At 41.3% G+C, this 13,404-nt stretch carries 13 protein-coding genes; 12 read left to right on the top strand and 1 reads right to left on the bottom strand.

Features of this window, described 5'->3' with window-relative positions; genetic code table 11:
* The 5 genes from LC605_RS13945 to LC605_RS13965 all read left to right on the top strand — a co-directional run.
* The coding region (locus tag LC605_RS13945; protein ID WP_229548123.1) for an ABC transporter substrate-binding protein at positions 1-985 on the top strand (985 nt) is incomplete at its 5' end.
* Positions 986-992: 7 nt separating this feature from the next.
* Complete coding sequence (locus LC605_RS13950; protein WP_229548124.1) at positions 993-1,943, top strand: branched-chain amino acid ABC transporter permease; 951 nt, start codon at positions 993-995, stop codon at positions 1,941-1,943.
* Positions 1,944-1,957: 14 nt separating this feature from the next.
* Positions 1,958-2,560 (top strand): Uma2 family endonuclease, encoded by a 603-nt coding sequence (locus LC605_RS13955; RefSeq protein WP_229548125.1) that lies wholly within the window; start codon positions 1,958-1,960, stop codon positions 2,558-2,560.
* A gap of 414 nt (positions 2,561-2,974) precedes the next feature.
* A complete protein-coding gene (locus LC605_RS13960) occupies positions 2,975-3,898 on the top strand; it encodes a branched-chain amino acid ABC transporter permease (RefSeq protein ID WP_229548126.1) in 924 nt (307 codons plus the stop codon).
* A 296-nt stretch (positions 3,899-4,194) separates the two neighbouring features.
* A complete protein-coding gene (locus tag LC605_RS13965; protein WP_229548156.1) occupies positions 4,195-4,989 on the top strand; it encodes an ABC transporter ATP-binding protein in 795 nt (264 codons plus the stop codon).
* 20 nt (positions 4,990-5,009) lie between these two features.
* On the opposite strand, the gene LC605_RS13970 is transcribed toward LC605_RS13965, so the two are convergent.
* On the bottom strand, positions 5,010-5,861 hold the full coding sequence (locus LC605_RS13970; RefSeq protein WP_229548127.1) for an Rpn family recombination-promoting nuclease/putative transposase: 852 nt from the start codon (positions 5,859-5,861) through the stop codon (positions 5,010-5,012).
* A gap of 179 nt (positions 5,862-6,040) precedes the next feature.
* On the opposite strand from LC605_RS13970, the gene LC605_RS13975 reads away from it, so the two are divergent.
* The 7 genes from LC605_RS13975 (at position 6,041) to atpC (ending at position 13,112) form a co-directional block, all read left to right on the top strand.
* On the top strand, positions 6,041-6,772 hold the full coding sequence (locus LC605_RS13975; RefSeq protein WP_229548128.1) for an ABC transporter ATP-binding protein: 732 nt from the start codon (positions 6,041-6,043) through the stop codon (positions 6,770-6,772).
* Positions 6,773-6,801: 29 nt separating this feature from the next.
* On the top strand, positions 6,802-7,365 hold the full coding sequence (locus LC605_RS13980; protein WP_229548129.1) for a Uma2 family endonuclease: 564 nt from the start codon (positions 6,802-6,804) through the stop codon (positions 7,363-7,365).
* Positions 7,366-7,680: 315 nt separating this feature from the next.
* Complete coding sequence (locus LC605_RS13985; RefSeq protein WP_229548130.1) at positions 7,681-8,328, top strand: histidine phosphatase family protein; 648 nt, start codon at positions 7,681-7,683, stop codon at positions 8,326-8,328.
* Between the two features lie 84 nt (positions 8,329-8,412).
* Entirely contained in the window at positions 8,413-9,438 is a 1,026-nt protein-coding gene (locus LC605_RS13990) for a glucokinase (RefSeq protein WP_229548131.1), read from the top strand.
* 45 nt (positions 9,439-9,483) lie between these two features.
* Complete coding sequence (locus LC605_RS13995) at positions 9,484-10,086, top strand: hypothetical protein (RefSeq protein WP_229548132.1); 603 nt, start codon at positions 9,484-9,486, stop codon at positions 10,084-10,086.
* A gap of 1,026 nt (positions 10,087-11,112) precedes the next feature.
* On the top strand, positions 11,113-12,561 hold the full coding sequence (gene atpD / locus LC605_RS14000; protein WP_229548133.1) for a F0F1 ATP synthase subunit beta: 1,449 nt from the start codon (positions 11,113-11,115) through the stop codon (positions 12,559-12,561).
* 137 nt (positions 12,562-12,698) lie between these two features.
* Positions 12,699-13,112 (top strand): ATP synthase F1 subunit epsilon, encoded by a 414-nt coding sequence (gene atpC, locus LC605_RS14005; protein ID WP_229548134.1) that lies wholly within the window; start codon positions 12,699-12,701, stop codon positions 13,110-13,112.
* The last annotated feature ends 292 nt before the right edge of the window (positions 13,113-13,404 follow it).

A 13,404-nucleotide genomic window follows, 5' to 3' on the forward strand; every position in this document is an offset into this window, starting at 1 on the left:
TGGTGTCAATGGCACTCCGATTAAATTAGTAATCCAAGATACTAGCGGAGATGAAGCCGGAGCAATTAATGCTTTTCAAACTTTAATTAACAAAGATAAAGTTGTCGGGATTGTTGGTCCTACTTTGTCACAGCAAGCTTTTAGTGCTAATCCCATTGCCGAACGTGCTAAAGTGCCAGTTATTGGAGCATCAAATACCGCAAAAGGAATTCCGGAAATTGGTGATTATATTGCTCGTGTATCTGCTCCCGTCTCCATAGTTGCCCCTAATTCTGTGAAAATTGCACTTGCTCAGAATCCTAAAATTAAAAGAGTGGCAGTTTTTTATGCCCAAAATGATGCATTTAACAAATCAGAAACGGAGATTTTTCAACAAACAGTTAAAGATAAAGGGCTAGAATTAGTAACAGTTCAAAAGTTCCAAACAACTGATACAGACTTTCAAGCCCAAGCGACTAATGCAATTAACTTAAAACCAGATTTAGTAATTATTTCGGGATTAGCTGTTGATGGTGGTAACTTAGTGCGACAACTGCGAGAACTGGGTTATCAAGGCATAATTATTGGCGGGAATGGTCTGAATACACCAAATGTTTTATCTGTATGTAAAGCATTTTGCGATGGTGTGCTGATTGCTCAAGCTTACAGTCCTGAATATCCTGGTGAGATCAATAAGATATTTCGCCAAGCCTATATTGAGCAATACAAGAAAGAACCAGCTCAATTTACAGGTCAAGCTTTTGCTGCGGTGCAGGTGTATGTTGAGGCTCTGAAAAAATTGGATAAAAAGTCTAAAATCAGCACATTACCTCTTGATAAACTGCGTACAGAATTGAACCAGGAGATAATAACTGGAAAGTATAATACCCCTTTGGGTGAGATTGGTTTCACAGCAGTAGGTGATGTGACTCAAAAAGAATTTTACGTTGCCAAAATTAAGATGGATAAAGATGGAAATACTGGAAAGTTCGTATTTATAAAATAGTTGCGATATGGATATAACTCTATTTTTGCAACAATTTTTGAATGGGTTATCTATCGGTAGTATATATGCAATTTTTGCTTTGGGCTATACCTTAGTTTATTCAATTTTGGGCATCATTAATTTAGCTCATGGTGCAATTTTTGCCTTGGGTGCATATTTCACTTATGCACTCATGGGTGGTAACTTTGGATTTAATGGTTTGTTAGCTAATGCAGCCCTGCCGATCAAACTACCATTTGCTATATCCTTGCTTTTAGGAAGTACCTTGGCGGGATTGGTAGGGGTAGTGATGGAACGTGTTGCTTTTCAACCTTTGCGTCGTCAAGGATCTGACCCTTTGCTAACTGTTGTTTCTAGCTTAGGGGTAGCAGTGGTAATTGTGAATTTGATCCAGTATTTAGTAGGCGCAGAAAGTTATACCTACCCCGCAAATACTTACGGTAATTTGCCACCTGCAATTAACTTTGGTAGTCCAGATAATCCAATTCCTATTCGCACTGTTCAGGTGGTAATTTTTACTGTATCAGTTGTGATTGTGGCAATTCTGACCTATTTTATCAATCGAACTAAATATGGTAAGGCAATGCAGGCGATCGCAGAAGATCCGACTACAGCTAGTTTGTTGGGAATTGATAGCGATCGCTTTATCATTCTAACATTCTTCATCAGCAGTTTTTTAGCAGGATTAGCAGGAACTTTAGTCGCCTCTAGTGTTAGTATTGCTGGGCCATATTTCGGCATTGCTTTTGGTTTGCGGGGTTTAGCGGTAATTGTCTTAGGTGGTTTAGGTAGTATTCCTGGTGCAGTGTTGGGAGGTTTGTTAATTGGATTAGTAGAGGCGTTTGTCCCTGCTGATTACTCTGGATATAAAGACGCAGTAGCCTTTGGAATTTTGTTTATCATGTTATTAGTTAGACCCCAAGGTTTGTTAGGACGGCGGTTTATTCAGAAAGTTTAAAGAGACGTAGCGCTATGAAAACATACACCAAACAAAAATTAACTTTTGATCAATTTTTAGAGGAGTGTCCAGAGGAAGGTTTATATGAACTTGTAGATGGAGAAATTGTAGAAGTGCGTGCAACTAGAAATCATGATGATGTCGCTAATTTTCTATTGTTTGGCTTTAATGATGAAATTAGGCGAGAAAACCTAAATTATGTAGTTAATAACACAGCAGTATTTAGAACTATAACTGCTAATGGAATAGAACAAGGGCGCAAGCCTGATGTAAGCGTTATAGATAAAGATACATGGCGCTCAAATCGTTCTGCTTATGCTGCACTTGAAGAACCTATTCAGTTAGCTATAGAGGTGACATCAACTAATTGGGAGGATGACTATATTGATAAATTAGATGAATATCAACGCTTAGGTATTACAGAATATTGGATTGTAGATTATTTGGCAATCGGGCTAAGAGAATATTTGGGAAATCCAAAAGTTCCGGCTGTATTTGTTTTTCTATTAGATGCTGAGGGAAAATATCAACGCACACAGTTTAGAGGTTCAGAACGAATTGTTTCACGAACTTTTCCTGAACTAGTGCTGACAGCAGAGCAAATATTAACAGCTTAATATTAAGTAGGTTGGTGCAATTAAAGCTAACTGGCTAAGGCTGTCATTTGTCGTTGGTCATTTGTCATTTGTCATTTGTCATTTGTCATTTGTCATTTGTCATTAGTAAGGGTTTTAATCATATTAGGACTTACGCAAAATAATGAAAAAACGAACCGCATTCGCGTTAGCTTCTCCCCTTCTCCCAAAGGGAGAGGCTAGCGCCAAGGGAGAAGCACGTGGCGTTTGAGGCAATGCGTTACCCAACAAACCCATGAAAATGTTGGGTTTCTTAAACCCTTATAAATGACGAAGGACAAATGACAGCCTTAGCTAGTTGCTTTATTTGCGTCGCTCTACTTACTGCACCCAACCGAAAACCGCTATAGTTTATAAAAGCGATAGTTTGATTAAGCCTAATCAAAATGTTTTAAGATGGCCGACTTTTTCGCTACTTACGCTTCTTTAATTGTCTCTATGGTTTTAGGAGCGCTATTAGGACTCTCTCTTTACTTACCTTTAATGACAGGACAACTGTCTTTAGCTAGTCCAGGATTTTATGCTTTAGGTGGGTATATTGCAGCAATTTTATCCACAAAAGTTTTGACATCTAGCAGTAATTTATTTCCCATTCCGTTATTATTATTGGAGATGTTAATTGCTGGTGTAATTTGTGGTTTATTGGGTGTAATAGTCGGAATTCCAGCGTTACGCTTGCGAGGAATTTATCTAGCGATCGCAACTATCGCTTTTGTAGAAGTTCTGCGCGTCATCTCCCTCAACCTAGATATTACAGGCGGTGCTGTCGGAATTTTTGGTATTCCTCAACCTTTCCAAACACAACTAGAATATTTATGGATTGCTTTGCCTTTACTATTAATTAGTATGGTGCTGCTTTATCGTTTAGAACGCATCCGCGTCGGAAGGGCTTTTATCGCTATCCGCGAAGATGAATTAGCTGCGGGTGCAATGGGAATTGATCCCACTTATTATAAAGTTTTGGCATTTACGCTAGGGGCTATACTTGCAGGGGTTGTAGGTGTTATTAGCGCCCACTTTCTCAATACCTGGAATGCTCGTCAAGGTACTTTTGATAGCAGTATTATATATTTAACTTTTGTTTTGATTGGTGGTTCGAGAAGTTTTTTGGGGCCGGTAATTGGAGGTATGGTATTTACAGCCTTACCAGAAATTCTACGAAGTCTCGCTGATACTGGTGGTTTCCCTAATTGGTTAGCACAATTTTTGCGCGATGGCAGATTAATTATTTTTGGCTTACTAATAGTAATAGGTACAATCTTTTTCCCCCAAGGGCTAATTACTCCAGATATTTTCCCAAAACGCAAAACTCAAAAATGAACTAAGTCGGTTGGTGCAATTAAAGCTAACTGGTAAGGGCTGTCATTTGTCGTTTGTCCTTTGTCCTTTGTCATTGGTCATTAGTAAGGACTTTAAGCCTATTTACGTTTCGTAATATAATGAAAGTTTATTTATGCCAGCTTACTTATTCATAATAATATGCAAAAATATCAGATGATATCTGAGCAATTAAATATAATAACCGGAACCCCTCCCCGCTTGCGGGGAGGGGAGATGAAGCGTAGCTTTGGCGGGGGTGGGGTTCTTCGGGTCTAGTAAGTAATCAACCGGACATGATGTCACATAGTATTCCAGGAACTAACAGCAATATTGTCTTAGAAGCAAGAGCATTGACTCGCCGCTTTGGTGGTTTAATGGCGGTAAATAATGTATCTTTTAGTGTAAATAAACATGAAATTTTTGGACTGATTGGCCCTAATGGTGCTGGCAAAACAACCCTGTTTAATTTGATTACTGCCTTCATTCCACCTTCTAGCGGTCAATTAATTTATGAAGGTGCAAAGATTTCTCAACTGCGTCCTCATCAAATTGCTGGTTTAGGTATCGCCCGTACCTTCCAAAATATCCGTTTGTTTGGGGAATTATCGGCGTTAGAAAATGTGATCATTGCCCGACATTTACACACTAAAAGTAATATGATTACAGGAGTTTTGGGATTACCACCAGCGCCTAATGAAGAACTTAAAACTAAGCAAAAAGCTTTAGATTTATTAGATTTGGTGGGATTGAGCGATCGCGCTGACGAAAAAGCCAAAAATTTTGCCTACGGTGATCAGCGTCGGCTAGAAATTGCCCGCGCTTTAGCATTACAACCGCAAATTTTACTTCTCGATGAACCGGCGGCGGGGATGAACCCCAACGAAAAGCAGCAATTGAGTGAATTTATTCGTAGCCTCCGCGATCGCTTCAATTTGACGATCATCCTTATAGAACACCATGTACCATTGGTTATGGGTTTGTGCGATCGCATTGCGGTATTACATTTTGGTCAATTAATCGCTTTGGGTGAACCATCTATAGTCAGAAATGATCCGGCTGTAATTGAAGCTTATTTGGGAAATGACAAATGACAAATGACAAATGATTGAATTTATCTAGACAAAACTACCACAAATTCGTCTAAAGAACTCACCGCGATCGCGCTATCCATTAAAGTTTCTAATTGTTCTACACTTTTACCTTCAAGCTTTGCTTCTAGCTCTTGGGGAATTTCACCAAAGCGTCGTTGTAATATTCGGATCAAGTGCTGTCTAGCACCTTGCTGAAGACCTTGCTGAAGACCTTCAGTGAGAATTTCTTGATACCAAGGCGATTCTCGCAATACTGCCATATCCCACCTCATGATTTGTTGCACTAAAGGCGTGTCTAACACAAAGCTAGCAAAAAATGCCAGCAATGATTCTAATTGGTTCAATTGTACATCTGCTCGTAGCACTTGTAAGGCGCGTTGCACAACTGATGCTTTTCCTCCTCCTCGCAAGATTGGCACAAACGGTAACAATGATGGTAATGGTTGCCCAAACACTATTTCAGCATCGATTTCCCACAAATTAATCACGCGATAATCTTGGATGGCGCGTAATCCTAAAAATTCCTGCTCGTAACTATTGACAATAGTTAACGTAGATGGGGGAGGTAAAATGTTAATGAGTACTGGGTAAATTGGGAGTCGATAGCGTTCTTGTGCTAAAGCGGCATAGGCTCTCATGCGTAGAGGCATATGTGCTGTATAACGCAACTGTAATTCATTTAGTACCAGAAAATCTCCGTGAGTAGCACTGTATGCTTTCACCAACACATCTGTTTCGCGGCTAATCCACTGAAACTCACAGCCGAGAACTTCTTTCGCCACGACTTCAGGACGCTGAGTCACCCACTGTACCCATGCATCGGGAGCTAAATTAATTAGTCGCTTGCTACCAATATCTGCTGCTTTTGCCACAAGACCCTTGATATCTTTATCAGTAATTAATAGTACATCATAGAGATTGCAGTGTTCTGGCGTTGATTTTTAAGTTGAAGCAATGTCTACGATGGGCTATTTCCCATCGCACTGTTTTAAGAAATGTATGATTGATGTATGTTAGGTTTGGAATCAACATTTCTGGATGTAAACCGCCAATGAAATCCGATAGTAAACCAAACCATACAATTCTAGAAATTCAAGAACTTGATGTTAATTATGGCGGCATCCAAGCTCTGAAAAAGATTAATTTAATTATTCAAAAAAGTGAGGTAGTTACTTTAATTGGTGCTAATGGTGCCGGTAAGACTACTACGCTCCGAGCTATCTCTAAAGTAGTTAATCCTAAGAATGGCGTCATTATCTATAATGGACATAATATTACCCGCCGCCAAACTCACGAAGTTGTACAACTTGGCATCGCCCATTGTCCAGAAGGACGCAAAGTATTAGCGCGGCAAACAGTATTTGATAATTTACTTTTGGGTGCTTATATTCGCTCCAATCAAGCCGAGATCAAAGCAGATATTCAGCGCCAGTTTGATCTATTTCCACGGTTGTCGCAAAGACGCAATCAACTAGCAGGAACCCTTAGCGGTGGTGAACAACAAATGTTAGCGATCGCTCGCGCTGTCATGAGTAAACCACAACTGTTGCTTTTAGATGAGCCTAGCTTAGGTTTAGCACCTGCGATCGTCCGGGAAATCTTCTCGATTATTGAAAATCTCCGTGCTACAGGCGTGACTATTTTGTTAGTTGAACAAAACGCTAATCTTGCACTGCAAATTGCCGATCGCGGTTATGTTTTAGAAGCTGGTTCTATTACCTTAACAGGCGCAGCATCAGAATTAATTAGTGATGAGCGAGTTAAAAAGGCTTATTTAGGGTAAATAAATGAAAATTTTGGAGGTACAAGCAGATGGTAAAATCACCAACTAAACCCCTAACTTTAGAAGAGTTTTTGAAACTACCAGAAACAAAACCTAGCTCAGAATACATCAACGGTCAAATTATTCAAAAGCCAATGCCACAGGGAAAACATAGTAAATTACAGGGTGAACTAGTTAGTAATATCAATTTTGTAGTCAAGCCTCAAAAAATTGCCCTTGCTTTCCCAGAGTTACGGTGTACTTTTGGCGGACGTTCAATTGTCCCTGATGTAGCAGTATTTGCTTGGGAACGGATTCCCTTAGATGAACGTGGAGAGGTCGAAAATGTTTTTCATACGTATCCAGACTGGACGATTGAGATTCTTTCGCCAGATCAAAGCCAGACTAAAGTAACCGGAAATATTCTACATTGTTTAAAACATGGTAGTCGCTTCGGTTGGCTAATTGATCCAGATGAGCGTTCTGTTTTAGTCTATCCACCAAAGCAGCAACCAGAACTTTTCCAAGAAGAACAAGAAATATTACCAGTTCCTGATTTAGTTAACGGCTTTCAATTAACTGTAGGGCAACTATTTGGATGGTTGAAGTTATAAGCAATTGTATAGATTTAATCTAGCTTTGAAAATATAGCGTTCTCGTTTGTGTGCAATACACTTTGACCCCACTTCCATTCCTCTCCCCGAAATGGGGAGAGGAATGGAAGTGGGGTTTTAAGAATAAGTTGCACATCGCGTAAACTTAGGCTTTAAAGGGTTTAAAACTACACTGACACCACTAATAAGTTTTCCAAATCATGATGATTATTAAATATTATTACGATTTTTGTCCTATATTAATATTTGCAGCCCTCCTTGCAGATATCTATATTTGTTTAGCGGCGAATTCTATTCACCGGAATAATTAAACTCATGAGTCAAATAGTCTGGATCGCAAGACACGCTAACCGCCTCGATTTCGTAAACCCCGATTGGTTTCTCACCGCCGAACGACGCTACGATCCACCCTTGTCTGATGATGGTATGGTGCAGGCGCAGCAGTTAGCAAAGCGTTTGAAACGAGAAAATATTTCCCATATTTTCGCTTCTCCTTTCCTGCGAACCGTACAAACGGCAAATGCAGTTGCAGAATTGCTCAACTTACCGATCAAACTGGAAATAGGTTTGAGTGAATGGCTAAATCCAGCTTGGATGACTGAAGAACCCGAAAGACTCTCAACTCCAGCATTAGCAAAATTATTCCCCAGAATTGACACCAGTTATACTTCCCGCATTGCCGCTAAATACCCTGAAACTCAGCAAAGAGTGCGAGAACGTTCTGGACAAACTGCTAGATGTTTAGCTACTGAGTTCCTCCCAGAGGATATCCTGCTAGTGGCACATGGTGCATCTGTTTTGGGGGGAGCAATGGGGCTAGTGGGGGAAATTGCCAAAACAGAAGTTAAAGCTTCCTTATGTTCGTTGGTAAAAGTGGTACGCGAAGATCCAGAATGGTTATTAGAACTAAAGGGAGATACTTCTCATTTAACCCATATAGAAGAAGTTATCCGATTTGCTTAGACTTGTGATAGAGATTTGCGTTCATGGCTTCTGCTACGTTGGGCATATCCTACAAAAAAAGTAATTAATTCGCCAATAAGTTCTATGACTTTGTTACTAGCAGGAGACATCGGCGGTACGAAAACTATTTTGCGATTGGTTGAAACATCAGACTCAGCAAGTTTACATACTATTTATCAGGAAAGTTTCCACAGTGGCGATTTTCCCGATTTAGTACCAATTGTGCAGCAATTTTTGGTTAAAGCTAATGCACCAATACCAGAAAAGGCTTGTTTTGCGATCGCAGGGCCTGTTGTCAAAAATACTGCCCAACTGACCAATTTAGTCTGGTTCCTGGATACCGAACGTCTACAACAAGAACTGAGTATCCCGCATATTTCTTTGATTAACGACTTCGCCGCCGTTGGTTATGGCATTTTAGGTTTACAAAAACACGACTTGCTGACGTTGCAAGTTGGCAAATCTCAACCCGAAGCCCCCATTGGAATTATTGGTGCTGGTACTGGCTTAGGGCAAGGATTTTTAATTAAACAGGGAAACCACTATCAAGTCTTTCCCTCAGAAGGTGGACACGCTGACTTCGCCCCTCGAAACGAGATCGAGTTTCAACTCTTGAAATACCTGCTGGGTAAACATGATATCCAGCGCATTTCTGTAGAACGGGTGGTTTCGGGGCTGGGAATTGTGGCAATTTACCAATTTTTGCGCGATCGCAAATTTGCTGCTGAATCACCAGATATCGCCCAAATCGTTAGAACTTGGGAACAAGAAGCAGGACAGGAAGAGAAAAGCGTTGATCCCGGTGCTGCTATTGGTGCAGCTGCATTACAAGGTAGCGATCGCCTCTGTGAACAAACCTTACAATTATTTATCGACGCTTATGGTGCAGAAGCCGGCAATCTCGCCCTGAAACTCCTACCTTACGGTGGCTTATACATTGCTGGTGGAATTGCGCCCAAAATCTTGCCCTTAATTCAAAACAGCGATTTCCTATTAAATTTCACCCAAAAAGGTAGAATGCGCCGCCTCCTTGAAGAGATCCCCGTGTATATAATCCTCAACCCGCAAGTAGGGCTAATAGGTGCTGCTTTATGTGCTGCTAGGTTATAACAGCTAGAATCATCCGTGAGATTAGCATCACAAAAGGCAAAAAATATGACAATTAAAAGTCTGTTGCCATTAATCGTCGCCACCATTGTCTGTGGTGGCTCTGTTCTTGTGGAAGCCCGTCAACCCAAACCTCCAAAGGCTGTTGTCAAACCAACCGTTTCTCAACCCATGCAGCCACAATGGAAATTATACACTGCTCCCGATGGACGCTTCACTATTTTGATGCCGGGAAGCCCCAACAGAAATACCGAATACCAAAAAACTTACATGGGGGAAATTACCTTAGAAATCTTTGTCATTCAACCACCAAAACAGCAAGTAGCATATGTAGTTGCTTACAATGATTTTCCTTATAGTTATGGTCAAGTTACTGACCCCCAAACTGTACTTAATAATGCACGGGATATGGCTTTAAAGACTACGAAAAGTAATTTAATTAGTCAAAGAAACATTCGTAGTTCCAATAATCATCCCGGCAAAGAAATTGAATACATCAATGCTGGAGGGAAAATCACTAAAAGTAGAATGTATGTTGCTGAAGGAAGATTATATCAAGTAATGGCAATCACTACAAAAAAGCAGCAGAAAACCTTAGCTAAAACCATTACTGGGTACTTAAATTCCTTCCATGTAGTTTTGAAAAAATGAAATAAACAAGTTCGTAGTAAAGACTTTAGTCTTTCTTTTTTAAGCACTAAAGTCTTTACTACAAACTCTTAAAACTCAATACGCTTGGGTTAAGGATTTTCTGGAGAACCATAGGCCTGTAGAGACGTTGCATTGCAACGTCTCTACACTGTCCACTGGACAAGGGTTTTAGTCTTATCCCAAGCGTATTGTCTTAAAACTAGCTTGACAATTTATACCAATTTCCGAAAATAATGCTCCCGATGCACTTTTATTAGGACTTACGCAAGTGTCACAAAAAATAAAAGCTTTTAATTTGTAGTAAGGGCTTCAGCCCTGATTTGGTCGCATATTGACTCTGTTTGGTCATTGGTGACAAGTTAAGGTTATGATGCATTTGTCAATATATCTATAGAGTGAAAATTCTGCCAAAAACTGTGATAGAAAACATTGTTTTTGGGTTAGCGATCGCCTAATCTTTGTCTTCATTGTTAATCTTTATACTGAAAACCTAGTAAAAAGCTTAGTTTTATACCTTACTCCTTATTTAATTTCCAGCATAATTTCTGATTGACAAAAGCGATGTTATTTTAACTTGTCACCAATGGTGTTGGGTGTTCAATATGGCTCAAAAGCCGAAGCTTCGTATAGTACATATGTATGATGCGTAAGTCCTAGCAATAACTCTCTGAAACTCTTATTACCTTGTGTCCTTTGTGTCCTACCCTGCGGGAAGCCGCTTTGCGTCTATGCGGTTCGTTTTTTGATTATTTTGCGTAAGTCCTGTTTGATTTATACAAGAAGTCTATTCCTAACCTGTTTTAATGACTACTGTGTCTATTGCTCCAACACAGGCCAGTTTTGATTTTGATTATCTCCCACCCCTATGTTAAAACTTACCTTAATTTTGCTCCCCAGGCAGCAGTCTTAAGGATCAATTTATGGCGTAGAGTAGGGTCGTTCAGTGCTAATCTGAAAGGTGACATTGCTTAATTTTATGTCTTCTCCGACCTTATCTAAAATCTAGCTTCACTCATTAGGCGCAGCATGGTCACAATCGCAGAAAAAACAAACATTGGTTACATTACCCAAATCATTGGCCCAGTTGTAGACGTTAAATTTCCCGGCGGGAAATTGCCACAAATCTACAACGCCTTGATCATTAAAGGCAGCAACGAAGCTGGACAGGAAATCAACCTCACTGTTGAAGTGCAGCAACTGCTGGGCGACAACCAAGTGCGGACTGTTGCAATGAGTTCCACCGAAGGCTTAGTGCGCGGTTTGGAAGTCGTCGATACAGGCGCTTCTATCAGCGTCCCAGTTGGTAAAGCTACTTTGGGCCGGATTTTCAACGTTCTTGGCGAACCTGTGGACAACAGGGGCCCTGTAAATGCTGAGACAACTTTACCCATCCACCGCTCTGCTCCCAAATTCACGGACTTGGAAACCAAGCCTTCGGTGTTTGAGACTGGGATTAAAGTTGTTGACCTTCTGACTCCCTACCGACGCGGCGGTAAGATTGGTCTGTTCGGCGGTGCTGGTGTTGGTAAAACCGTAATCATGATGGAGTTGATCAACAACATCGCTACTCAGCACGGTGGAGTATCCGTTTTTGCTGGCGTGGGTGAACGTACCCGTGAAGGCAATGACCTCTACAACGAAATGATTGAATCTGGGGTAATCAATAACGAGAGCCTGAATGATTCCAAAATTGCTCTTGTGTATGGTCAGATGAACGAGCCACCTGGAGCAAGAATGCGGGTTGGTCTTTCGGGATTAACAATGGCAGAGTACTTCCGCGATGTAAGTAAGCAGGATGTGCTGTTGTTTATTGACAACATCTTCCGGTTCGTACAAGCAGGTTCAGAAGTATCGGCGCTACTGGGTCGGATGCCTTCAGCAGTAGGATATCAGCCCACATTGGGAACCGATGTCGGTGAACTGCAAGAGCGGATTACCTCGACTACAGAGGGTTCCATTACTTCTATTCAAGCAGTATACGTACCTGCGGATGACCTCACCGACCCCGCACCTGCCACCACCTTCGCCCACTTGGATGGTACAACAGTGCTGTCTCGCGGTTTGGCATCCAAGGGAATTTATCCCGCAGTTGACCCGCTTAATTCCACTTCCACCATGCTTCAGCCCAATATTGTCGGTGACGAACACTACAATACGGCTCGGGCGGTGCAATCAACTCTGCAACGTTATAAAGAACTCCAAGACATTATCGCCATTCTTGGTCTAGATGAATTGTCTGAAGATGACCGTCTGATCGTAGCGCGGGCCCGGAAAGTTGAGCGTTTCTTGTCTCAACCGTTCTTTGTAGCAGAAGTATTCACCGGTTCTCCTGGTAAGTACGTGAAGTTGGAAGATACCATCAAAGGGTTCCAAAAGATTCTGTCTGGTGAATTGGATGAGTTGCCAGAACAGGCTTTCTACTTAGTTGGCGATATTAACGAAGCGATCGCCAAAGCTGCAAAAATCAAAGGTTAGTCATTCGTCATTAGTCATTAGTCATTGGTCATTAGTCATTAGTCATTAGTTCAAGTGCTAATGGCTAATGGCAAATTTCAAAAGACAAAGGACAAGTGACAAAGGACGAAGGACGAAGGACAAAGGACAAAAGACAAATGACATTAACCGTTCGTGTAATTTCCCCAGATAAAACAGTATGGGATGCCCCAGCTGAAGAAGTAGTTTTGCCTAGCACTACTGGTCAACTAGGTATCCTAACTGGACACGCACCACTTTTGACCGCCCTAGATACTGGTGTCATGCGAGTCCGCGCTGCTAAAAATCAGAATTGGCAAGCGATCGCTCTTTTGGGTGGTTTTGCCGAAGTCGAAGAAAATGAAGTGACAATTCTGGTTAACGGCGCTGAACGTGGAGACAAAATTAACCTTGATGAAGCCCGTACTGCTTACAACCAAGCAGAAGCAAGTCTGAATCAAGTTTCAGGAGACGATCGCCAAGCACAGATCAAGGCAACCCAAGCCTTCAAACGCGCCCGCGCTCGGTTTCAAGCGGCTGGCGGTTTGCTCTAATTTAACCTGTTCGCGTAATTCCCCATCCCTCTACAGGGTGGGGATACTCGTGGGCGAAAGGAATGGAAGCGGGGTAAAAAGCCATGCCGCAAAACCAGAAATCAAGACTTATGTATTAGACATCTGGTAGAAATTAAATATGCGTTACCCAGAACCCTTGTAGAGACGTAGCAGTGCTACGTCAAAACAATTCTTTTTTGGAGATGTCTATTTTTCTTTTTTCGGATGAAACCACCCTGCCCTTCCCTCGTAGGAAAGGGGTTGGGGGTTAGGTTTGAGAGAAAGGCGCAGA

The organism is Nostoc sp. CHAB 5836, assembly GCF_020829445.1.
GTDB lineage: Bacteria > Cyanobacteriota > Cyanobacteriia > Cyanobacteriales > Nostocaceae > Nostoc.